At 73.6% G+C, this 22,017-nt stretch carries 22 protein-coding genes; 13 read left to right on the top strand and 9 right to left on the bottom strand.

The genetic code is table 11. The annotated features are described in order from the left end of the window. Positions 1 to 15 precede the first annotated feature (15 nt). Both QUG98_RS04085 and QUG98_RS04080 read right to left on the bottom strand, forming a co-directional pair. Positions 16 to 747: a response regulator gene (locus QUG98_RS04085; protein WP_289469345.1), complete on the bottom strand. Its 732-nt coding sequence runs from the start codon at positions 745 to 747 to the stop codon at positions 16 to 18. Then, the gene (locus tag QUG98_RS04080; protein WP_289469344.1) at positions 744 to 2,021 is read right to left on the bottom strand and encodes an ATP-binding protein; all 1,278 of its coding nucleotides are present in this window, start codon (positions 2,019 to 2,021) and stop codon (positions 744 to 746) included. The genes QUG98_RS04085 and QUG98_RS04080 overlap by 4 nt, the downstream gene beginning before the upstream one ends. A gap of 135 nt (positions 2,022 to 2,156) precedes the next feature. Between QUG98_RS04080 and QUG98_RS04075 the strand changes: the two genes are divergently transcribed. From QUG98_RS04075 to QUG98_RS04055, 5 genes are all read left to right on the top strand, one after another. Then, positions 2,157 to 3,164 carry a tripartite tricarboxylate transporter substrate binding protein gene (locus QUG98_RS04075; RefSeq protein WP_289469343.1) on the top strand — a complete coding sequence of 336 codons (1,008 nt, stop codon included), beginning with the start codon at positions 2,157 to 2,159 and terminating at the stop codon, positions 3,162 to 3,164. Then, a complete protein-coding gene (locus tag QUG98_RS04070) occupies positions 3,161 to 3,805 on the top strand; it encodes a tripartite tricarboxylate transporter TctB family protein (protein ID WP_289469342.1) in 645 nt (214 codons plus the stop codon). The genes QUG98_RS04075 and QUG98_RS04070 overlap by 4 nt, the downstream gene beginning before the upstream one ends. A 1-nt stretch (position 3,806) precedes the next feature. After that, a complete protein-coding gene (locus tag QUG98_RS04065; RefSeq protein WP_289469341.1) occupies positions 3,807 to 5,327 on the top strand; it encodes a tripartite tricarboxylate transporter permease in 1,521 nt (506 codons plus the stop codon). A gap of 148 nt (positions 5,328 to 5,475) precedes the next feature. Next, positions 5,476 to 6,483, top strand: a complete 1,008-nt coding sequence (locus tag QUG98_RS04060) for a LacI family DNA-binding transcriptional regulator (protein WP_289469340.1) — start codon at positions 5,476 to 5,478, stop codon at positions 6,481 to 6,483. A gap of 36 nt (positions 6,484 to 6,519) precedes the next feature. Continuing rightward, complete coding sequence (locus QUG98_RS04055; protein WP_289469339.1) at positions 6,520 to 6,909, top strand: VOC family protein; 390 nt, start codon at positions 6,520 to 6,522, stop codon at positions 6,907 to 6,909. Between the two features lie 91 nt (positions 6,910 to 7,000). Here the strand turns inward: QUG98_RS04055 and QUG98_RS04050 are convergent, their stop codons facing one another. Both QUG98_RS04050 and QUG98_RS04045 read right to left on the bottom strand, forming a co-directional pair. Continuing rightward, positions 7,001 to 7,708, bottom strand: coding sequence for an esterase/lipase family protein (locus QUG98_RS04050; protein WP_289469338.1), 708 nt, complete (start codon positions 7,706 to 7,708; stop codon positions 7,001 to 7,003). A 47-nt stretch (positions 7,709 to 7,755) separates the two neighbouring features. Continuing rightward, positions 7,756 to 8,574 (bottom strand): alpha/beta fold hydrolase, encoded by an 819-nt coding sequence (locus tag QUG98_RS04045; RefSeq protein ID WP_289469337.1) that lies wholly within the window; start codon positions 8,572 to 8,574, stop codon positions 7,756 to 7,758. 93 nt (positions 8,575 to 8,667) lie between these two features. Between QUG98_RS04045 and QUG98_RS04040 the strand changes: the two genes are divergently transcribed. Together QUG98_RS04040 and QUG98_RS04035 are read left to right on the top strand one after the other, a co-directional pair. Beyond that, positions 8,668 to 9,216 carry a dihydrofolate reductase family protein gene (locus QUG98_RS04040; protein ID WP_289469336.1) on the top strand — a complete coding sequence of 183 codons (549 nt, stop codon included), beginning with the start codon at positions 8,668 to 8,670 and terminating at the stop codon, positions 9,214 to 9,216. A gap of 103 nt (positions 9,217 to 9,319) precedes the next feature. Next, the gene (locus tag QUG98_RS04035; protein ID WP_289469335.1) at positions 9,320 to 10,651 is read left to right on the top strand and encodes an NAD(P)/FAD-dependent oxidoreductase; all 1,332 of its coding nucleotides are present in this window, start codon (positions 9,320 to 9,322) and stop codon (positions 10,649 to 10,651) included. Between the two features lie 306 nt (positions 10,652 to 10,957). Here QUG98_RS04035 and QUG98_RS04030 read toward each other — a convergent pair whose 3' ends face one another. Next, a complete protein-coding gene (locus QUG98_RS04030) occupies positions 10,958 to 11,863 on the bottom strand; it encodes an SDR family oxidoreductase (protein WP_289469334.1) in 906 nt (301 codons plus the stop codon). A 93-nt stretch (positions 11,864 to 11,956) separates the two neighbouring features. Here QUG98_RS04030 and QUG98_RS04025 point away from each other — a divergent pair, with 93 nt between their 5' ends. The 3 genes from QUG98_RS04025 (at position 11,957) to QUG98_RS04015 (ending at position 15,147) form a co-directional block, all read left to right on the top strand. After that, the gene (locus QUG98_RS04025; RefSeq protein WP_289469333.1) at positions 11,957 to 12,529 is read left to right on the top strand and encodes a TetR/AcrR family transcriptional regulator; all 573 of its coding nucleotides are present in this window, start codon (positions 11,957 to 11,959) and stop codon (positions 12,527 to 12,529) included. A 67-nt stretch (positions 12,530 to 12,596) separates the two neighbouring features. Further along, positions 12,597 to 13,808, top strand: a complete 1,212-nt coding sequence (locus tag QUG98_RS04020; protein ID WP_289469332.1) for an acyltransferase family protein — start codon at positions 12,597 to 12,599, stop codon at positions 13,806 to 13,808. 127 nt (positions 13,809 to 13,935) lie between these two features. After that, complete coding sequence (locus QUG98_RS04015; RefSeq protein WP_289469331.1) at positions 13,936 to 15,147, top strand: FAD-dependent oxidoreductase; 1,212 nt, start codon at positions 13,936 to 13,938, stop codon at positions 15,145 to 15,147. A 118-nt stretch (positions 15,148 to 15,265) separates the two neighbouring features. Here the strand turns inward: QUG98_RS04015 and QUG98_RS04010 are convergent, their stop codons facing one another. Together QUG98_RS04010 and fdhA are read right to left on the bottom strand one after the other, a co-directional pair. Then, on the bottom strand, positions 15,266 to 16,144 hold the full coding sequence (locus QUG98_RS04010) for a UbiA family prenyltransferase (RefSeq protein WP_289469330.1): 879 nt from the start codon (positions 16,142 to 16,144) through the stop codon (positions 15,266 to 15,268). 100 nt (positions 16,145 to 16,244) lie between these two features. Continuing rightward, a complete protein-coding gene (gene fdhA, locus QUG98_RS04005; protein WP_289469329.1) occupies positions 16,245 to 17,465 on the bottom strand; it encodes a formaldehyde dehydrogenase, glutathione-independent in 1,221 nt (406 codons plus the stop codon). Positions 17,466 to 17,665: 200 nt separating this feature from the next. Here fdhA and QUG98_RS04000 point away from each other — a divergent pair, with 200 nt between their 5' ends. After that, positions 17,666 to 18,514, top strand: a complete 849-nt coding sequence (locus QUG98_RS04000; RefSeq protein WP_289469328.1) for a phosphotransferase family protein — start codon at positions 17,666 to 17,668, stop codon at positions 18,512 to 18,514. A gap of 12 nt (positions 18,515 to 18,526) precedes the next feature. On the opposite strand, the gene QUG98_RS03995 is transcribed toward QUG98_RS04000, so the two are convergent. Beyond that, complete coding sequence (locus tag QUG98_RS03995) at positions 18,527 to 19,111, bottom strand: GNAT family N-acetyltransferase (protein WP_353067822.1); 585 nt, start codon at positions 19,109 to 19,111, stop codon at positions 18,527 to 18,529. Between the two features lie 171 nt (positions 19,112 to 19,282). Continuing rightward, positions 19,283 to 20,197, bottom strand: coding sequence for a DMT family transporter (locus QUG98_RS03990; RefSeq protein WP_289469326.1), 915 nt, complete (start codon positions 20,195 to 20,197; stop codon positions 19,283 to 19,285). Positions 20,198 to 20,268: 71 nt separating this feature from the next. On the opposite strand from QUG98_RS03990, the gene QUG98_RS03985 reads away from it, so the two are divergent. Continuing rightward, positions 20,269 to 21,117, top strand: coding sequence for a LysR family transcriptional regulator (locus tag QUG98_RS03985; RefSeq protein WP_289469325.1), 849 nt, complete (start codon positions 20,269 to 20,271; stop codon positions 21,115 to 21,117). A 56-nt stretch (positions 21,118 to 21,173) separates the two neighbouring features. Then, on the top strand, positions 21,174 to 21,986 hold the full coding sequence (locus QUG98_RS03980) for a fructosamine kinase family protein (RefSeq protein WP_289469324.1): 813 nt from the start codon (positions 21,174 to 21,176) through the stop codon (positions 21,984 to 21,986). The last annotated feature ends 31 nt before the right edge of the window (positions 21,987 to 22,017 follow it).

Genomic DNA, 22,017 nt, shown 5'->3' with positions numbered 1-22,017 from the left:
GCCGACGGGCCGGCGTCAGGGCGCCGGCGTCAGCCGGTAGAGCACCTGCGGGCGACCGCGACGACCGTACCGGTGCGCCAGGTCGATGGCACCCGTCGCGACGAGGTGGTCGAGGTAGCGCCGCGCGGTGGCGCGCGAGGTCCCCGTGGCCGCGGCGACCTCGTCGGCCGAGCGCGCGGTCACCGGGTCGAGGGCAGCGACGACGCGGCCGAGCGTGGTCGCACTCACGCCCTTCGGCAGGGCGTCCTCGGACGCGCCGGCGGAGGCACGGGTCGGGCCGACCACGCGCACCGACCCGGTGGCGAGCAGACGGTCGACGTCGCCCTGACCCATCGGCACGTCGCGCTGCGCGTCGTCGCGCGACCGTCGCTCGGCGGCGTAGGCGCGCAACCGGTCCTGCAGCGCCTCGCGGTCGAACGGCTTGAGCAGGTACCCGACCGGGTGCGCGGCGAGCGCCTGCCGGACGGTGACCTGGTCGCGGGAGGAGCTGACGACGAGGACGTCGGTGCGATCGACGCCGGCGACGTGCATGCGGTGCAGGACCTCGATGCCGCTGATGTCGGGCAGCCGCATGTCGAGGAGCACGAGGTCGACCCCACGCTCGACCGAGGCCAGCGCGGCGCCGCCGGACGCGACCGCCCCGACGACCGCGAACCCCTCGGTCGCGGCGACCCAGCGCGTGTGGAGCGCACGCGCGCCCGCGTCGTCGTCGACCACGAGCACGCGCAGCGGCGCGGACGCGGTCACGACTGCGCCGCCAGGTCGACGTCCAGCCGGGCACCGCCGAGCGCTGCCGAGCGCCCCACGACCACCGATCCGCCACGGTCGGTGGCGGTGCGCCGGACGACCGCCAGTCCGATGCCCCGCCCGAGGCCGGTCTCGTCGGGCTTCGACGACCACCCGCGGGACAGGACGCGGTGGACGTCGGCCGGGTCGATGCCGGGGCCGTCGTCCTCGACCGTGACCGTGACGCGTCCGTCCCGGGTGCCGGCGCTGCACGAGACGGTCGTGGCTCCGGCCTCGGCGGCGTTGCGGCACAGGTTCGCGACGACGAGCAGCACCGCGTCGTCGAGCACGATGTCGTCGGCGACCCGGAGGTCGAGCGCCGCACCGGCTGCGGCGAGTTCGGCGCGCACCGCGGCGACGGACGCCGTCGCCACCGCGCCCCGCCGCGGCGACCCGGCGCCACCGCCGCTCGTGAGTCCGGGTGCGACGGCGTCGATGTAGGCCATCGCGTCCTCGTCGTCCCCCTGCTCGACGAGCCCGCGCACCACGTGCAGCCGGGTGCCGAACTCGTGCGCCTGTTCGCGGAGCGCCTCCGTCGTCCACCGGACCTGCCGGCTCTCGGCGTCGACCGCATCGGCCCGCCGCAACCGTCGGGCGATCACGAGCGACAGGAGCACGCTCGCCAGGGTCGCGGCGACGAGGGCGCCGGTGCTCCACGGCAGCAGGGTGCCGAGGGCCCGTTCCCGGTCGGCCGCGATGGTCGACTCGAGCACCCCGACCGCCACGACCCCGACGACGTCGCCGTCCGCGCCCACGATCGGCACCTTCGCGCGGAGGGTCGTCCCGGAGGGACCGGTCTCGGTGCCGACGAAGCGCTCGCCGGCGAGCACGGGTGCGATCGTCGTCTCCACGGGCTCACCGCGCTCCGCGGGGTCCGGGTGGGTGATGCGCACGCCGTCGTCGTCCGTGACCACGACGTACGAGACGCCGGCGGCACCCTCGACGAGCGTGGCGATCGGCTGCAGCGCCGCGGTGGCCGAGGCGAGGTCGTCGGCGTCCGCGCGTGCACCGGGAGCACCGGCGTCGACGGCCGACGCCACGGCGTCCCGGACCTCGGGCAGGTCGGCCAGGCTCGAGGCGACACCGGACACCTGGTCGACGACGGACGTGCGGATGCTGCGCTCCTGCACGGCGACGGCGATCCCGGTCGTGACACCCGTCGCCGAGAGCACGATGACGCTCGGGAGCGCGAGGACCGCGATCCGTCGCAGCCGTCCGAGTCGTGCCCTGGTCACCGTGGCGTCCCCCTTCGGCCGCGACGCCGTGAGCGTCAATGAGCACATCTCCGCCCCCGGCTGCTCGTCCGGACGGCGGCTGCCATCGTACTTCTCGACCTGCGGCACGACGACGTGCGCAGGAGGGAGCCTTCCATGACAGAGCAGTCGACGACGGAGCCGCGTGCCCGTCGCCCCGTCGCGCGCGTGGTCGGAGCGGCCGTCGCGGCGGTGTCCATCGCGGTCGCCGCCTTCGGGTCCGTCACCTCGGCGGCGGCCGGCGGCGACCCCACCCGATCGGTCACGCTGGTCGCCCCCGCGGCGGCCGGTGGTGGCTGGGACGGCGTCGCGAGGTCGATGCAGCAGGCGCAGCGTGCGAACGGCATCGTGAACTCCGTCCAGGTCGTCAACATGCCCGGCGCCGGCGGCACGATCGCGCTCGGCAACGTCGCCCGGCTCGCGGGGCAGACCGACACGCTGCTCGTCGGCGGGACGGGACTGCTCGCGGCGGAGATCCAGTTCGGGTCCGCGGTCACCCACGACGACATCACGCCGCTCGCGGTCACCGTCGAGGAGTACGACGTCATCGTCGTGCCCGCGGACTCGCCCTACGAGACGCTCGACGACCTGGTCGCGGCGTGGCGCGAGCGTCCTGGGTCGGTGCCGTGGACGGGTGGCGGCTCGTTCGACCAGCTCGTCGTCACGGACCTCGCCGTCTCGGCCGGCATCGACCCGACGGACACGAACTACATCCCCTCGGACGGCGGCGGCGAGGCGATCCAGGCGCTGCTCAACGGCACGGCCGCCGCGGCGTCGGGCGGGTACCCGGACAACATCGACCAGATCGAGTCCGGCCGACTACGGGCCCTCGCGCTCGTCGCAGCCGAACCGGTCGAGGGCATCGACATCCCCACGGCGGTCGAGCAGGGACACGACGTCACGCTGACGAACTGGCGCATGATCGCCGCTCCGGGCGGGCTCGACGACGAGCAGCGGACGCAGCTCACGGACATCGTGCTCGACACGGTCGACACCCCGGAGTGGGCGGACGCGACGGAGCGGTACCACTGGACCGAGCGGATCATCACCGGCGGCGACCTCGACGCGTTCATCGACGAGGAACGCGGACGGATCACGGGACTGTACGAGGAGCTGGGCCGATGAGCCGTCCGAGCAACCCCACGTCGTCGTCCGCGGTCGTCGGGCAGCGGCTCACGTTCCGGGCCGACCCCGGTCGCGTCGCAGCGGTCGCGAAGGAGTTGACCACCCCGGCGCTCTTCACGGCCTTCGCGGTCTACCTCGTCGTCGGCATCGTCACGATGGAGGTCCCCGCCGGCACCGCTTTCCCCGGGCCCGCGGTCTTCCCCGGGCTCGTCGCCGCGGCGCTCCTGCTGCTGGCCGCCCTGCTGGTCGTGCGGTCGGTCCGAGCGGCGCGCGGGCGGCGAGCGGCGGCGGTCGACGCACTGCCGGAGCCCGGCGTCGACACCGTGGAGGCCGTCCACACCGTCGACGGCACCGGCACCGGCACCGCCACCGGTACCGAGACCCCGCGCGCTGTCCGCGTCGACTGGCGCTCCCTGGCCTGGGTCGTCCTGTCCTTCGCCGGCTTCGCGCTGCTGCTCGGCGTGCTCGGGTGGATCGTCGGCGCCGGGCTGCTCTTCCTCGGGGTCGCGAAGGGGCTCGGCGCCCCGGGCTGGCTGCGTCCGCTCGTCATCGGGCTGACCGTGAGCGCGATCAGCTACATCGCCTTCGACATGCTGCTCGACCTGTCGCTGCCCTCGGGCATCGTCGGATGGGAGTTCTGACGTGGACGTCCTCGGTCTCCTCGGTGACGGCTTCGCCGGCGCCCTGACCCCCGCCAACCTGCTCTGGGTCGTCGTCGGGTGCCTGCTCGGCACCGCGGTCGGCGTCCTCCCCGGCCTCGGCTCGTCGATGGCGGTCGCACTGCTGCTGCCCGTGACGTTCTCGCTCGACCCGACGGCGGCGTTCATCATGTTCGCCGGCGTCTACTTCGGCGGGCTCTTCGGCGACTCGACGATGGGCATCCTGATGAACACGCCGGGGCAGGCCTCGGCGATCGCCTCGACCTTCGAGGGCCACAGGATGGCGTTGAGCGGACGAGCGGCCCAGGCGCTCGCGACGGCCGCGATCGGGGCGTTCGTCGGCGGGATGATCGCGTCGGTCCTGGTCGTCTTCCTCGCGCCGGCCCTCGCGACGTTCTCGTCGAGCTTCGGGCCGGCGGAGTTCTTCGCCCTCGCGCTCTTCGCGTTCGTCACGACGTCGTCGGTCGTCACCGACGACGCCCTGAAGGGCCTCGGATCGCTCTGCCTCGGGCTCGGCATCGCGGTGATCGGGGTCGACGGCATCTCCGGTGCACCGCGCTTCACCATGGGTGTCCCGGAGCTGTTCGACGGCATCTCGCTCGTCACGGTGACGGTCGCGGTCCTGGCGCTCGGCGAGGTCATCTACGTCGCGTGCCTGGCCCGGCACCTGCAGGACGGCCGGATGGTGCGGACGACCGGCCGCCCGTGGTTGTCGAAGCGAGAACTCCGCGAGGCCGCGCCCGCCTGGCTGCGGGGCACCGCGATCGGCCTGCCCTTCGGCGTCGTGCCCGCAGGCGGATCGGAGATCCCGACCTTCCTGGCGTTCGGGCTCGAGAAGCGACTGGACGCCCGCCGGAAGGACCCGCAGTTCGGCAAGGGTGCGATCCGCGGTCTGGCGGCGCCCGAGTCCGCCGGCAACGCGACGACCGGCATGGCGATGGGCGCGCTGCTGTCCCTCGGTCTGCCCGTGTCGGCGACCGCCGCGATCATGCTCGCCGCGTTCCGCCAGTACGGCCTGCAGCCGGGCCCGCTGCTGTTCGATCGGTCCCCCGACCTGGTGTGGGCGCTGCTCGCCTCGTTCTTCATCGCGATGGTCGTGCTGCTCGTCATCAACCTGCCGTTCGCGATGCTCTGGGCGAAGCTGCTGCGCATCCCGCGGGCGTACCTCTACGCGGGCATCGCGGTCTTCTGCGGGCTCGGCATCTACGCGACGAGCGGCTCGGTGTTCGACCTGCTCATGCTGCTCGGCATCGGACTCGTCGGGTTCCTCATGCGGGCGCTCGACGTGCCGCTGGCGCCGCTCATCATCGGCATGGTGCTCGGCCCGCTGGCCGAGACGAGCCTGCGGGACGCGGCACTGAGCGCGGACGGGGACTTCTCGGTCCTGGTGGCCGGACCGATCCCCATCGTCCTGTACGCCGTGCTGGCGGTCGTGGTCGCGGCCACCGTCACGGGTCGGGTGCGGGCACGGCGGGCGGCGCGGCGCGAGCTGGTCGACGCGTAGCCGGATCGGGGGCCGGACACCGCGACGGACGGGAGGCACGTGGCGGAGCCGATCCGCGTCTCCCGTCCGGCACCGGGTCGGGTCGGGAGGCACGTGGCGGAGCCGATCCGCGCCTCCCGTCCGCCACGCGGCGCGCTACGCTCGACCGGTGCGCGCGACCGTGCGGGACGTGGCGGCCCTCGCCGGGGTCTCCCCGAAGACCGTCTCCAACGTGGTGAACGGCGGCGTGCCCGTCCGGCCGGCGACCCGCGAGCGCGTCGAGCGTGCTATGGCGGAGCTCGGCTACGTGCCGAACCTGTCCGCCCGCGGACTGCGCAACGGACGCTCCGGCGCGATCGCGCTGACGCTGCCGGAACTCGGCAACGCGTACTCCGCGGAGCTCGCGCAGTGGTTCGTGGAGCTCGCGCGCGAGCGGGGCTGGACGGTGCAGCTCGACCAGACGGGCAACGACGCTGAGCGTGAGCGCGAGCTCGTCTCACGGGCCCGCGCGCACCTGGTGGACGGTCTGGTGCTCAACCCGGTGTCGCTCAGCGCGAGCGTCCTGGCCGAGACCGAGGGGCTGCCGCCGACCGTCGTCATCGGCGAGGTGGAGCCCGAGCGGGTCGACCAGGTGCACGTCGACAGCCGCCGCGCCGCCCGGGAGGTCACGACCCACCTGCTCGACCGCGGCCACCGCCGGATCGCCGTCGTCGGATCGGCCCGGGCCTCCGACGCCACGGCGACGAGCGAGCTCCGCGACCAGGGCCACGCGGACGCACTCGGTGCGGTCGACCTCGAGGTCGACCCCTCCCTGCGCGTGCCGCTGCCGGCGTGGACGACGAGTGCGGCCGCGACGGGCTTCGCCGACTGGCTCGACACGCACCCGCTGCCCGACGCCGTGTTCGCGTACACGGACTCGATCGCGTTCGGCGTGCTGCACGTCCTGGCGGCCCAGGGCGTCCGCGTGCCGGAGCAGGTGAGCGTCGTCGGGTTCGACGACGTCGACGCAGCAGCCTTCGCGATCCCGGCACTCACGACGGTGTCGTTCGACCGACGGGCCTTCGCGACGGCGGCACTCGACCTGCTGACGCGACGCATCGCCGACCCGTCCGCTCCGCCGGAGACCGTCGTCGTGCCGCACCGCATCGTCGAGCGCGCGAGCGTCGCCCACCGCTGAGCCGGTGCGCGAGCCGAGGAGCGTACGGTGCGCCCCATGAGCGCTGCCGACCCCGCGATGCCCGTGCTGACGGCGACCGTCCTGCAGTCGCCCGACCCGGTGCGCCTCGCACGGTTCTGGGGCGCCCTGACCGGGTGGACCGTGCACGAGGACGGCCCGACCTGGCTGCGGGTCCGCCCGGCTGACGGCGGAGTCGGGCTCTCGGTGCAGTACGACGACGCCTACCAGGCACCGACCTGGCCACCGGCCCCGGGCACGCAAGGCATGCAGCTGCACCTCGACCTGCAGGTGGAGGACCTCGGCGCAGCGACCGCCCGTGCGCTGGAACTCGGCGCGACCGAGGCGGCGTTCCAGCCGCAGGACGACGTGCGGGTGCTCCTCGACCCCGACGGGCACCCGTTCTGCCTGTTCCTGCCCGGCGCCTGAGCGGCCCGGCGCCCGGCACGCGCGCGGCGGCACCGGCGCGAGACTCGGCCAGGCGGACGAGACTCGCGACTGGAAGCCGTGGAAGTGTCCGTCAGCGCGAGTCTCGGGGCGCCGACGGCCCGGAGCCGCCCGCTGCATCGAGCACGACCTCGCGGGTCTGCTCCGCGCCGAGGATCCGGAAGTGCCCGCCGACGGGCACCCGCACGTTCGTGGCTCCGGCGAGCTCGCTGCCGCCCGGGATGAGCGTGTCGAACACCCCGTACACGGACGTGATCCTGGCGTTCACCGCGAGGTCCCGCCCGAGTGCCGCGAGCACGGGGTCCGCCGCCCGGAAGGCCCGCAGGTGCGGCACCGGCGCCAGCCGCGCGTACACGGACCCGCCGAACGGGGTCGACACCGCCACCATCCGGTCGATGCGCTCCCCCTCCGGCAGCGTCATCGCGTACTTGCCGATCAGCCCGCCCTTGCTGTGCGCGACGACCAGCACCCCGCGGAGGTCCTGCTCCTCGAGGTACGCCAGGACCTCCCGCGCCGACTCCGGCACGGGCCGCAGGTTGTGGCGCAGGACGGGCAGCACGTGCACCGGGTGGCCCGCGTCGTGCAGGGCGTCCATCAGCGGTCGCATGAAGTGCCAGGTCTCGTACACGCCGGGCACGACGACGACCGGCTGGCCCGTCCCGGTCCGGTAGTCCTCGGCGGTCGTCGGTCCGGTGCTCCGCAGCTGCCACCGGGCGGCGTACCACCAGTCGAGCACGGCCCACCAGGCGCGGCGCAGCAGCGGCACACGGCCTGGAGGCACGGCCGCCGTCCCCGACGCCGCCGGCGTCCCCGGGGTGGCCCGGTCCGTCACCGCGCCGGCCCCGTCGCCGGGCCGTCGGTCGCCGAGTGCTCGCCGACCGTGTCCTCCGTCGTCTGCACCCGCCGGAACTCGTCGACCAGGGCAGCGAACGCTCCGGGCTGCCGGTCCTGCACGTGGTGTCCGCCCGGCAGCTCGACCAGGGCGCCACGACGCGCCGCGGTCGCGAGCGCCGCCGCCCAGTCCCGTCGCCCGATCGGGTCCTGGTCGCCGCGCACGACGAGCACCGGCTGCACGAGCTCCGGAACGGTGTCCTCGAGCCGGTACCGGAGCATCGGCCCGAGCTGCCGGACGTACTGCCGCAGGCTCCGCAGGTAGTCGGTGAGCACGACGAGGTTCATCCGCGGGGACTCGACGAGGCTGTCGCGTCCGAGGTCCGTCGCCTGCTGGAGCAGCGTCCGCCGCGCCGGGTCCACGACGGGACCGACCAGGACGACTGCGGTCACCGCGTCCGGGTGTCGTCGAGCCGCCTCGGCGACGACCTGGGTGCCCATCGACTGGCCAACGAGCACGAGGTCGCCGGCACCGCGCGACCGGACGGCCCCGACCACGAGGTCACCGAGCTCCTGCAGGTCGAGCGCCCGACCGGCCGGGGGCAGCCCGCCGAAGCCCGGCAGGTCGACGGCAACGGTTCGGTACGTCCGGGCGAGGGACCGCTGCGCCCGGGCGAACGAGCGGTGCGACATCCCGATGCCGTGCACGAGCACCACCGTCGGGGCGAGGTCGTCGTGCAGCCGTCCCGCGGGAGCGAGCGTCCGGAGCCGCACGCGCAGCCCGCCGACCTCGAAGGACTCCACCCGTGCACCCACGGTGCGAACCTACCCGGCGGTCCCCAGCGCGGTGCCAGCCCGGCCGGCGGGCACCGCTCGACGCCGGGTCGCCACGCCCCTATGCTCCGCAGCATGCGCAAGGTGACCTCGGGGCTGTTCGCATCGGTCGACGGTGTGGTGCAGGACCCGTACAAGTACCAGTACGACTCGTTCGACGCCGAGCTCGGGACCGCCATGACGGCGTGGATGGAGCGCACCGAGACGGTCCTGCTCGGCCGGCAGAGCTACCTCGAGTGGTCCGAGTGGTGGCCCCAGCACGAGGACGACCCCTTCGGCCGGTGGATCAACCCGATCGAGAAGCACGTCGCGTCGACCACGCTCGGTGAGGACCTGACGTGGCAGAACGCCCACCGGATCCAGGGCGACGTCGACGACTTCGTCCGCGAGCTCAAGGCCGGCGACGGCGGCGACGTCGCGGTCACCGGGAGCGTCACGCTCGTGCGCCACCTGCTGTTCGCCGGGCTCCTCGACGAGCTCCAGCTCATGGTGCACCCGGCGATCGCCGGCCCCGGACGGAGGCTCTTCGAGCCGACCGACCCGCCCACCCGTCTGCGCCTGGTGCAGAGCGTGGTGACCAGCAAGGGGAACGTGCTGAGCACCTACGCGCCGTTCGACGCCTGACGGCGGCGGGACGCGCCTCCAGGCCGGGTCCTGCGGGACCGCTCCATCGGCACCCGGACGGGCGGGTGGACGGACAGGTGCCGAGACCGGCGTACCCTTCTGGGTGGCCGTCGACCGCACCACACTGGAGAACACCATGTCCGAGGACACCCGCCCGCACGTCGTCATCGTCGGGGGTGGCTTCGCCGGGATCGCGGCCATGCGGGAACTCGCCGACGCCGACGTCCGCGTGACGCTCGTCGACCGCCACGTCTACAACATGTTCCAGCCGCTCATGTACCAGGTCGCCACCGGCGGCCTGAACGCGGGAGACGTCACCTACTTCCTGCGGAGCCTGCGGGCGAAGCAGTCGAACGCCGACTTCCGGCACGGGCTGCTCACCGGCATCGACACCGAGCACCGGATCGCCGAGATGTCCGACGGCGAGCACCTGCACTACGACTGGCTGATCCTGGCGAACGGCGTCAACACGAGCTACTTCGGGACGCCCGGTGCGTACGAGTACGCGTACTCGATGTACTCCCGATCGCAGGCCCTCCGGATCCGTGACGAGCTGTTCACCCGCCTCGAGCAGGCCGCCGCGCAGCAGGGCCCGGACGAGATCCGCGTCGTGATCGTCGGCGGCGGCGCGACCGGTGTGGAGATGGCCGGAGCCCTCGCCGAGCTCCGTGACCAAGCCCTCGTCGGGGCCTACCCGGAGATCGAGCGCGGCAACATCTCGATCACGCTCGTGCACCGCAGCGGGGAGCTCCTCAAGCCGTTCGCCCCGCGTCTGCGCCGGTACGCGGCCAAGGTGCTCCGGAAGCGCGGGGTGGTGCTCCGGCTGAACACCGGCGTCGCCGAGGTCAAGGAGGACGGGGTCGTCACCGCCTCGGGCGAGTTCATCCCCGCGTCGCAGGTCATCTGGGCCACCGGCGTCGCGGCGCACAAGGAGGTCTCGGGCTGGGGCATGCCGCAGACCCACGGCGGCCGCATCCAGGTGAACGACGACCTGAGCGTCAAGGGCGTCGAGCGGATCTTCTCGGCCGGCGACATCGCGGCGCAGGACGACGCGCTCGCGCAGCTCGCCCAGCCCGCGCTGCAGGGCGGCAAGCACGTCGCCCGACAGGTGAAGCGGCTCCTCGAGGGCAGGTCCACCGAGCGGTTCAAGTACTTCGACAAGGGCACGATGGCGACCATCGGGACGAACGCCGCGGTGGCGCAGCTGCGCGGCGGCATCACGATGGTCGGCCCCGTGGCGTGGGCGGCGTGGGTCGCGGTGCACATCGCCTCGCTGCTCGGCAACGGCAACCGGCTGTCGACGCTGTCGCACTTCTTCGTCCGCTACCTGTGGTTCATGCGGAAGCGCTCGATCCCGATCGTCGGGGACGTCCGGCCCGTGCGCCCGAACGGCGACCGCGAGCCGGAGCCCTGGCAGATGCAGAAGGCCGAGTAGCGCCGGGCGCTGCTGGCGGGCCTGCGCGCGGGCTCGGGCGCGGGCTCGGGCGGCGACCCGTGCGACAGTGTCGACGTCGTACGACAGCGGTTCCGTCGCGGCACTCGCACCGCACCGGCCCCGCGCGGCCCGCGCGACGACGTCGACGGCGTACGACAGCGGTTCCGTCGCGCCACTCGCACCACACCGGCCCCGCGCGGCCCGCGCGACGATGTCGACGTCGTACGACAGCGGTCCTGTCGTGCCACTCAGACCACGGCACCCGCACCACGCCACCCGCACCACGGCCACAGCCGCCGCGGCGGCTCAGCGCGCGGCGACGCGCGCGTACGCCCCCGCGGCGATGTCCTCGAGCAGGCTCGGGCCGGTCGGCTCCCACCCGAGGAGCTCCTGCGTCGCGGTCGACGACGCCGACATCTCCGCGCCGAAGAACCCGCCGATGAACCCGAAGTGCGCAGCGGCGTCCGCGGGGTCGACGCTCGTGACCGGCAGCCCGAGCGCGTCCCCGATCGCCGCCGCGATGTCGTGCGTGGGGATCCCCTGCTCGGCGACGGCGTGCAACCGGGAACCGGCCGGTGCCTGCTCGAGCCCGAGCCGCACCATCCTGGCGGCGTCCGTGACGTGCACGGCCGCCCAGCGGTTGCTGCCGTCGCCGACGAAGCCGGACACCCCGCGCTCGAGTGCGACCCCCACCAGGTACGCGATGAACCCGTGGTCCCCGACGCCGTGCGTGGTCGGGCTGAACCGCGCGGCGATCGAGCGGACCCCCTGGCCGACGAAGTCGAACGCTCGGTTCTCGCTGCCGCCGCGCGGGCTGTCGACGCCCGTGAACGGCGAGGGGTCGCGCTCCTCCGCCGGACGTCCCGGCGCCAGCGCGGCGACCCCCGAGGCCACGACGAACGGCCGGTCGGTGCCCACGAGCGCGGTCGCGAGGGTCTCGACGGCGGCACGCTCGGTGGCGTTCGTCGCCGCCTGGTCGGACCAGTCGTGCTTGTTCGCGAGGTGCAGGACACCCTCGGCGTCGGCCGCGCCCCGGGCGAGCACCGCGAGGTCGTCGAGGTCGCCGCGCAGGACGGTGACGCCCTTGGCCTCGAGCGCCGTCGCCGATGCGTCGGAGCGGGCGAGACCGGTGACGTCGTGTCCGGCGGCGAGCAGGTCGTCGACGGTGTGGGAGCCGATCCAGCCGGATGCCCCGGTGACGAAGACGTGCATGTGCGTTCCTTCCGCAGGGCCCACGACCCGATGTCATGGACTGACATCACCGTAGCACTCGATGTCAGCGACTGTCATCAGTAGGATCGTCGCATGGCGCGATGGCGATCCGGCACCCGGGAACGACTGCAGGCGACCGCGCTGCAGCTCTTCGCCGAGCGCGGCTACGACGAGACGACCGTCGCCGAGATCGCCGCGGCGGCCGAGGTCACCGAGCGCACCTTCTTCCGGCACTTCGCCGACAAGCGCGAGGTCCTGTTCGCCGGCCAGGACGACTTCTCCGGCATGTTCACCGGCCCGGTCGCCGACGCTCCCGACGGCACCCCGGCGTTCTCGCTCGTGCGTCGGTCGCTCGACGCAGCGTCGGCGTTCTTCCCCCGCGACCGGCGCGACTGGTCACGGGGACGGCAGCGGGTCATCGATGCCGTCCCGGCCCTTGGTGAGCGGGAACTCGGCAAGCTCGCGACCCTGAAGGTCCACCTGGGCAACGCACTGCGCGCACACGGGATCGACGAACCGGCGGCCACGATCGCCGCGGAGACGGCGGTCACGGTGTTCCACCTGTCCTTCGCACAGTGGATCGCCGACGGCGAGGACCGCGACTTCACCGCGATCGTGCACGAACGACTCGATGCCCTGACGCGGGTCGTGCACCCCGGTTCTTGAGCGTCCTCTTACCCGAGCAGGGCAAGCTCGTCGTCACCCGTTCGAACGATCCTCGCAGGGAGGAACCGTGGCGACGCACACCCTCGCGCCCGAGCACGCCCGGACGACCGACCAGAGCACCCCGGTCGGCCGTCGGTCCGGTGCTGCCCCGACGGCGCCGCCGCCCCCGCTGACCCGCCGGGCTCCGGCCCTCGACGGGCTGCGCACGGTCGCCATCGCCATGGTGATCCTCTACCACCTGCACGTGCCGCAGTTCGAGGGCGGCTTCGTCGGTGTCACGGTGTTCTTCGCCCTGTCCGGGTTCCTCATCACGACGCTGCTGCTCGGCGAGCACCGGAAGACCGGGCGCATCCGGCTCGGGAACTTCTGGCTGAAACGCCTGCTCCGGCTCTACCCGGCACTCGTCGCACTCGTGGTGGTCGGTCTGCTCCTCTGGAACTGGGTCGGCGACTACAAGGGTGCCTCGTTCGGTCCCGGCGAGGCGGCGTTCATCGCGCTGACCTACACGGGCAACCTGTTCCGCTCCTTCTGGGACACGACGCAGGGGGTCTTCGCGCACACGTGGTCCCTGTCGATGGAGGAGCAGTTCTACCTGGTCTGGCCGCCCGTCCTGGTGCTCCTCTTCCTGGTCCGCGCCCGCCGTCGGTGGCTGATCGCCGGACTCGGCACGGTCATCGTCGTGTGCTCGGTCGTCGCCGGCCTGGTCTACGCGAAGCCGAACGGCGGCGCGACCCCCGACGTCTACTTCTCGCCTGTCCTCGGGGTGGTCCCGCTGGCGACCGGCTGCCTGCTCGCCCTGCTGCTCGACGACGAGCGCATCCGCACCTGGGCTGCCGGCGTCGCCGGGCACGTCGCGACGTGGGCCGGCATCGTCCTGCTCGCCGGGGTCATGCTCTGGATCGGCGACGACTGGGCCCAGCACGCGTGGACCTTCAGCGTGGTGCTGCCGCTCACGGGTGTCGTCTCCGCGGTGCTCATCGGCGGGCTGGTGTCGGTGCCGTCGCCGCTGTCGGTCGCGCTCGCCTGGACGCCCGTGTCGTGGTTCGGTCGTCGCGTGTCGTACGCGGCGTACCTGTGGCACCCGCTCGTCATCGCGCTCCTCGACCCCTTCGCCGTCGGACCGTGGGGCAAGGTGCTCATGATCGCCGTCGCCGTCATCGTGGCGATCGGCGCCGCCTACGCCGTCGAGGTTCCCGTCGAGAAGGCGCAGAAGCGCTTCCGCGAGGCACGTCGCCTCGCCGCGGAGGACCGCGCCGAGCGCGCTCGCGTCACCACCTGACGACCGCAGTCGGCGTCCGGCGACGCGACCGACCGTCGGACGGGAGGCGCGCAGCACGGCCGCCACGCGCCTCCCGTCCGTCGGTGCCTGGGTGCGGGCGTCGTGACCGGTCCGTAGGCTCGCCCGGGTGACCTCGGAACGTGTCGACGTGCTGGTCGTCGGCGGCGGACCCGTCGGCCTGTTCGCCGCTGCGCTCCTCGAGCGGGCGGGCGTCACGGTCGCGGTCTGGGAACGACGCGGCAGCGACCCGACCGGCTCGCGGGCGATCGGGATCCACCCGCCGTCGCTCGACGCCTTCGCCGCGATCGGCCTGGACATCGCGGTCCTCGCCGAGGCGACGCTCGTCCGCACTGGCGTGGCCAGGAGCCGCGGTCGGGTGCTGGGCACGCTGTCGTTCGAGCGGGCGTCGCTGACACACCCCTACGTCGCCACCCTCGACCAGCACCGGACCGAGAGCCTGCTGCGCGGCCGGCTCGCGCCCGGGGTCCTGCGGACGGGCACGGCGGTGACCGGCCTGTCCCGCCGCGACGGGCGCGTCGTGGCGCACGGCGTCGGAGCCGACGGTTCCGCGGTCGTCGTCGATGCGGCCTTCGTCGTCGGTGCGGACGGGGCACGGAGCGCGGTGCGCGACCTGCTCGGCATCGCGACCTCGGGGCGGGACTACCGCGACCGGTACGTGATGGGTGACTTCGCCGACCCGGAGCCCGGAGCGGCCCGGTCGTCGGCGCTGGTCGACGTCGGGCCGGACGGCGTCGTGGAGTCGTTCCCGCTCCCCGGTGATCGGCGGCGGTACGTCGCCCTCGTGCCCGAGGACGTCGCGCCCGCTGCCGCCGGCGGCGCCCCGGATCCGGGGACCGCGGCACGGCTGGCCGCGATCGTCGCGGAGCGGACGGGTGCCACGCCAGACCCCTCGACCTGCACGATGACGAGCGGGTTCCGCGTCCGTCGCCGTGCGGCCGCGCGGGTCGGCGTCGGCCGCGTGGTGCTCGTCGGCGACGCCGCCCACGAGATCAGCCCCATCGGCGGTCAGGGCATGAACCTCGGGTGGCTCGACGCCGCCGCGCTCGCACCGCTGCTTGCCGAGGCGGTCCGGTCGGGGACGTCCGGTCCGTGGCGGGAGTCCGCGAACGCGTACGCCGTCGGGCGGCAGGCCGCGGCGCGACGGGCTGCGCGACAGGCGGAGCTGAACATGGCCCTCGGGCGGCCGACCGGTGCGCTCGGGTCGCTGGGGCCGATGGGTTCGCTCGGGTCGTTCGGGCGCGAGGCGCTGCTCCGGACGGTGCTGGCGCTGCCCACGGCGCACGGTCTGGCGGGTGTCTACGCGATGCGGTGGGCCTGAGCGGGGCTGGTGTTCCTGCGACTGCTGTTGCGGCCGGTGCCGGCGCTCGGGCTGTTGCCGACGCTCGGGCTGTTGCCGGCGCTCGGGCTGTTCCCGGCGCTCGGGCTGCTGGTGCTCGTCAGGCGACGAGTCGTGCGCCGGCCACGCCGAGTTCGACGACGAGCACGAGCGACGACGCGATGACGAGGCGGAACAGCGCCCGCGTGGGACGACCGGCGAACACGAGTCGGATCCCGACCGCCGCGAGCACGACCACCACGAGGGCACCGACGACCGCGAGCACGATCCCGGTGCTTCCGGCACTTCCCCCGCCGTTGCCGCCGGCGAGCTGGCCGCCGAGCACCAGCGCGGCCGCGACGACGAGCGACCCGAACGCGAGCGTCCCCGCTCCCCGGAGCCCCAGCCGGTGCGGGAACCCGCGGACGCCGGTGGCCTCGTCGTCGAGCAGGTCGGGCAGGACGTTGGTGCAGTGGATCGCGACGCCGAAGACGGCGCCGGTCGCGATCGCCCACCACGCCGGCCAGGCACCGGCCCCGCCGGCGGCGACCGACACGATGGGGAGCAGGCCGAACGCCACGACGAACGGCACGACGGACCAGACCGTGCGCTTCAGACCCGCGTCGTAGGCCCAGCCGGCCGCGACGAGGACGACGTGCGCGACCGCGGCGACGGGCCCGAGGGCGATCGACAGCAGCACGGCTATCGCGGCCGTCGCGAACGCCGCGGCCCGGACCGTGCCGACGGCGATGAGTCCGCGTGCGACGGGCTTGTCGCTGCGGCCGACGGCGCGGTCGCGGTCGGCGTCGATCCAGTCGTTGGCCAGGCCGATCGACAGCTGCCCTGCCACGACGGCGAGCGCCACGAGCACGATGAGCCACCAGGGGTGCCCGACGGCTGCGGCGATCACCGCGGCGAGGACCGTCACCGTGACGGTCGGACCGGGGTGCGAGGACGCGAACAGCAGGCGGACGGTCGAGGGCCTGCGGGTGTCGCTCACACCGGCGAGCGTACGGACCGACGGCTGCACGGGTCCGACGACCGCCAGCGGCCCGCGTCGCGTCGGGTGTCGACGCGGCACGGGCCGGGGCGCGCAGCGATCAGGCCGCGGGGATCAGGCCGTTCGGGTTGAGCACGTACTTCGTCGCGGCTCCCTTGTCGAACTCCTCGTACCCACGCGGGGCGTCGTCGAGGCCGATCGGCTTCGCGTTGACGTTCTTCGCGATGCTCGTCCGGTCGTGCAGGATCGCCATCATGAGCTGCCGGTTGTACTTCATCACCGGGCACTGACCCGTGGTGAACGACAGCGACTTGGCCCACCCGGTGCCGAGGCTGAGCGACAGGGCGCCCTTCTTCGCCGCCTCGTCGACACCGCCCGGGTCCCCCGTGACGTAAAGCCCGGGGATGCCCAGGGCGCCACCGGCGGCGGTGACGTCCATCAGCGAGTTGAGCACGGTCGCGGGAGCCTCGTGCCCAGAACCGGAGCCGTGGCCCTTCGCCTCGAAGCCCACGGCGTCGATGCCGCAGTCGACGAGGGGTTCGCCGAGGATCTGGTCGATCTGGTCGGCCGGGTCGCCCTTCGTCAGGTCGACGGTCTCACACCCGAAGCTGCGCGCCTGCGCGAGACGGTCGGCGTTCATGTCGCCGACGATCACCACGCTCGCGCCGAGCAGGAACGCGCCGGTCGCGGCGGCGAGACCCACGGGTCCGGCGCCGGCGACGTACACGGTCGAGCCCACCTCGACCCCGGCGGTCACGGCGCCGTGGAAGCCCGTGGGGAAGATGTCGGACAGCATCGCGAGGTCGAGGATCTTCTCGAGGGCCTGGTCACGGTCCGGGAACTTCAGCAGGTTCCAGTCGGCGTACGGCACGAGCACGTACTCGGCCTGCCCGCCGACCCAGCCGCCCATGTCGACGTAGCCGTAGGCGCTGCCCGGGCGGTCCGGGTTCACGTTGAGGCAGATGCCGGTCTTCCGCTCCTTGCAGTTCCGGCAGCGCCCGCACGCGATGTTGAACGGCACCGAGACGATGTCCCCCACCTTGATGAACTCGACGTCGGAGCCGACCTCGACGACCTCGCCGGTGATCTCGTGCCCGAGCACCAGGTCGGTCGGAGCCGTGGTGCGGCCGCGGACCATGTGCTGGTCGCTGCCGCAGATGTTCGTCGCCACGGTGCGCAGGATCGCGCCGTGGTTCACCTTGCGCCCGACGTTCGCCGGGTTCACGCCGGGTCCGTCCTTGAGCTCGAACGTCGGGTAGTCGGTCTCGATGACCTCGACCTTCCCGGGTCCCTTGTACGCGACTGCGTGGTTGCTCGCCATGTGATCCTCCTCGATCGGTCGGCGGCGGCACGTGCGGGGAGCGCGCAGCAATGCGGTGCGCTCCTCGTCCCGTCGAGGGGCCGTCTCCGTCGACGGGTGACCGGACTGTACCTCGCGTGCCCGAGGGCGACAAGAAGGGTGCGCGACTACCGGACGACCGGTCCCTCGCGCGCTCCTGCGGCACCTGCCAGGATGGCGCAGTGGGGTGGGACGAGAGCGGGCTGGACCCGGCGCAGGTGGCGTTCGTCGACCGGGTGCTCCCCGGAGCGACGATCGTGTCGGACGACTCGTGGGGCCTCCTCGACACCCGCGTGCTGCACGTCCGGAGCGGTGCCGGCGACCACACCGTCAAGGCATCCGGGCCGGAGAACAGCCACTTCCCGCGGGAACTCCTGGCACACCGGGAGTGGACCGCAGCGCTCGTCCGCGCCGGCGACACGAGTCGCCTGGTCGCCGCGGACGCGGAGAGCCGAGTGCTCGTGCTGGAACGGGTCCCCGGGCACCTCGCGCTCGGGACCCCCGACGAGACCGCTGCGGCCGTGCACCGACAGGCAGGCGCGATCCTCCGACGGCTGCACGACCAGGCGGCCCGCGCCGATGCGGAGTACCTGACGGCCGAGACCACGAAGGCACTCCGCTCCCTCGACGCCCCGCACCGGATCGAGCCCCCGCTCGAGGACCGCGCGCGGACGCTGCTCCGATCGTCGACACCGCACCCCGTGACGCTGGTGCCGACGCACGGCGACTGGCACCCCCGCACCTGGATCGTGCAGGACCGCCGGCTGCACGCGATCGACTTCGGGCGCTTCGCGTTCCGCCCGGCCACTGCGGACCTCACCCGTCTGGCGGTGCTCCACTGGGAGGGTTCACCCGAGCTCGAGCGGGCCTTCTTCGACGGCTACGGTGCGGACCCCCGCGAGGCGGACGACTGGCGGTGGCTGCAGCTGCGGGAAGCGGTCGGGACCGCGGTGTGGGCGTACGCCGTCCACGACGAGCGCTTCGAGCGCCAGGGGCACCAGATGCTCGAGCACGCCCTCGCCGCCTTCTGACACCGCGAGCGCTCAAGCCGACCGGAGCACGAGGTCCTTCCGGTACCAGCGGTCGGAGTACGGCTCGTCGTTGAACGCCTCGACCCGCCGGTAGCCGAGCCGTTCGTAGAGCGCACACGCCTCGGCGAGCTCCTCCCGGGTGTCGAGCTGCACCACGGCGACCCTCCGGTCCACGCAGGCTCGTTCGACGGCCTCGACCAGCCGTCGCCCGATCCCACGTCCACGAGCGTCGGGGCGAGTGAACACCTTGGTCAGCTCCGCGACCTCTCCCCGGAAACGTGCACCCGCGCACGCGACGGGCTCGCCGTCGTCGAGGGCGAGGAGGAGCACACCCGTCTCCCCCGTCAGGTCGTCAGCGGGTTCGTCCCGGAGCGCCCGGTCCACCTCGTCCGCCGTCGCCGGCCGGCCGTACCACCGCGAGGCGACCTCGCTCATGTACAGGCGCAGGATGCTCACGGCGACGGGCTCCCCGGGGAGCGCGGTCTCGATCGTCAGCACGGGGCGAGCGTACTGCCGCGAGCGACTGCGCTGATCGTTCCGGGCGTACCTGAGGGTTCCCCGCCGCTCTGGTACACCAGGCCGATCCGCGCGTACCAGGTCGATCCGCTCGTACGAGGTCGATCCGGGCGTACCTGGTCGTTCCTTTCCGTCAGGTACGCGCGTTTCCGCTTTCCATCGCAGCCGCTATGGGAAAAACGGCCAGCACAGCACAGCGCAGCGCCGGCCAGCCCAGCACCCGAGCCCTGCCCCACGCTCGGGTCCCCGCCCTCAGGCCGTCGCCGCCCGCGCCGCCGACCGCCCGCGCCGCCGCCCGAGCACCCCCGACGCCAACGCGATCCCGAGCAGCACCACGACCCCACCCACGGGCTCGTTCCACCGCAGCGGCTCCCCCAGCACGAGGACCCCCAGTGCCACCCCGACGACCGGCGTCAGGTAGGTCACCGTGGAGGCCCGCCCGGCGCCCCACGCCCCGACCAGCCGGGTGTTCCACGCGTAGGCCAGCCCCGTGCCCACTGCACCGAGCGCGACCATCGCGGCCACGATCCTCCAGTCCAGCTGCACCGGACCGGTGGCGATGACGGGCGCGACGAGCAGCATGAGCAGCGCCGCCAGGCTCAGCTGCACGGTCGCGACGGTGGTCGGGTCCTGTCCGCTCCCGACGCCGAAGCGGCGGAGCCACGCCAGGCCGATGCCGTACGAGGCGGTCATGCCGAGCAGCGCCAGCTGCCCGGGGACGGTGGCGAGCACGGCAGGGTCGCCGACCAGGTCCCAGGGTCCGACGAGCACGAGCACGCCGACGATCCCGAGCGCGATCCCGCCGAGCTGCCGTCGACCCAGCCGCTCGGACGGCACGAGCACGGCGAGCGCCAGCAGCGTCATGATCGGCGTCGTCGCGTTGTAGATGCTCGCCAGACCGGAGGGCACGGTCTGCTCCGCCCACGCCATGAGCGACGACGGCACCGCGTTCAGGAAGACCGCGACGACGAGCAGGTGCCCCCACACGCGCGGCTCCCGCGGCCACCGGCGCCGCGTGACGAGCAGCACGACCACGAGCGTGAGCGCGCCGAGCACGGTGCGCACGGTGGCGACCTGCTGCGGTGCGAGACCCTCGAGGCCGATCTTCGCGAAGAAGAAGCTCGAGCCCCAGGTGAGGGCGACCAGGACGTAGAGGAGGGCGTTCACGAGCGCTAGCATCGACCACCACGCGGGCATGTGTCGAACGACTGCTCCGCATGATGGCATGAAGGGAACGCATGGTCCTCTCGATCCAGCAGCTCCGCGCGTTCGTCGCGACCGTCGACGCCGGCTCCTTCACCGGCGGCGCCGCCGCGCTGGGCGTCGGCCAGTCCGCCGTCTCGCACGCGGTCGCCGGGCTCGAACGCGAGGTCGGCGGCCTGGTCGTCCGGCGCGGCGGCGCCGCGGTCGCCACCCCGCTCGGCGACCGCATGCTGGCGCACGCCCGCAGCGTGCTCGCCTCGGTCGACGCCCTGGAGGCCGTGGTGCGGCCCGCCACGGCCCGCGGCACCGTGCGCCTCGCCGCCGTGCCGACCGTCTGCCAGGGCCTGCTGCCGCGGCTCCGCGAGCTGTGGGCGGTGACGCTGCCCGACGTCGACGTGCAGGTCTACGAGGGCGACGACGACGAGATGCCCGAGTGGCTCGAGGGCGGCACCGTGGACGCTGCCGTCCTCGTCGACCCGGTGCCGGCGCCCGACGGAGGCGTGGTCGTCGCGCGGGACGAGATGAGCGCCGTCGTGCGGCGGGACCACCCGCTCGCGTCGAGCGCGGCGCTGACGCTCGACGACCTGCACGAGGACGGACTCGTCGCCGGCGGCGGTGGGTGCGAGCACCAGATCCAGCGCATGCACGAGCTCGCCGGGCAGCCGTTCCGCTGGGCGCACCGCGTGCGGGAGATGAGCACGATGTTCGGGATGATCCAGCGCGGCGAGGGCGTCTCGATCGTGCCGACGCTCGGTCGCGTGATGCTGCCCGACGACCTGGTGATGCTGCCCGTGGAGCCGCGGTACGTCCGGACGCTGGTGCTCAGCGGGCCGAGCTCGCGGCAGTGGCACCCGCTGGCGCAGGCCCTCGTCGACGCGGTGTGACGCGTCCCGCCGCGGAGCCTGAACGCCTGCACCGCGGCCTCGGCAGGATGGGACGCGTGCCCGACATCCACGTGAAGACCTTCCGCGACCCCGACGAGGCCACCGCCGAGGCTGCCGGCCTGGCCTGGCTCGCCGAGGCCGAGGACACCGGCGGCACCCGGATCGCCCGCGTGCTCGACCACCCGCAGCCGACCGTCCTGCACCTGGAGCGCATCGCGGACGGCTCCCCGACGAGGGCGCAGGCCGAGCGCTTCGGTCGGTCGCTCGCGCACACCCACGCCGCCGGTGCGTCGCACTGGGGTGCGCCCTCCCCCGGGTTCCCGACGAGCGGTGGGCTCCGGATGGGCCGTTCGCGCACGCCGTTCACCACAGCGGCCGACGCTCCGGCGAGCTGGGGCGCGTTCTTCGCCGAGTACCGCATCCGCGACTTCGTCCGCCGCATCGTCGACCGGGGCGGGTTCGACGCTGCCGAGGCCGCGGTGTTCGACCGCGTGGCCGACCGGCTCGAGGACGGCACGCTCGGTTCCCCGCAGCCCCGCCTCGTCGGGGACGCCCCCGCGCGGATCCACGGCGACCTCTGGGCCGGGAACGTGCTCTGGCCGACGGACTCCGCGGAGCCGACCGGCGCGGTGCTCATCGACGCCACACCGCACGGCGGGCACGCGGAGACGGACCTGGCGCTCCTGGCACTGTTCGGCCTCCCGCGGCTCGAGACCGTGCTCGCCGCGTACGACGCCGAGTCCCGGCTCGCCGACGGGTGGCAGGAGCGCGTCGAGCTGCACCAGCTCGCGCCCCTGCTGCTGCACGTGTACCTGTTCGGCGGGTCGTACACCGCCCACGCGCTGCGCGCCGCCCGCCGCTACGCCTGACCCGGTCGAGCCGAGCCGAGCAGTCAAGCTC

Origin of the sequence: Curtobacterium subtropicum (assembly GCF_030362975.1) — a bacterium.
GTDB lineage: Bacteria > Actinomycetota > Actinomycetes > Actinomycetales > Microbacteriaceae > Curtobacterium > Curtobacterium subtropicum.
This window is presented reverse-complemented; position numbering and strand designations above follow the sequence as displayed.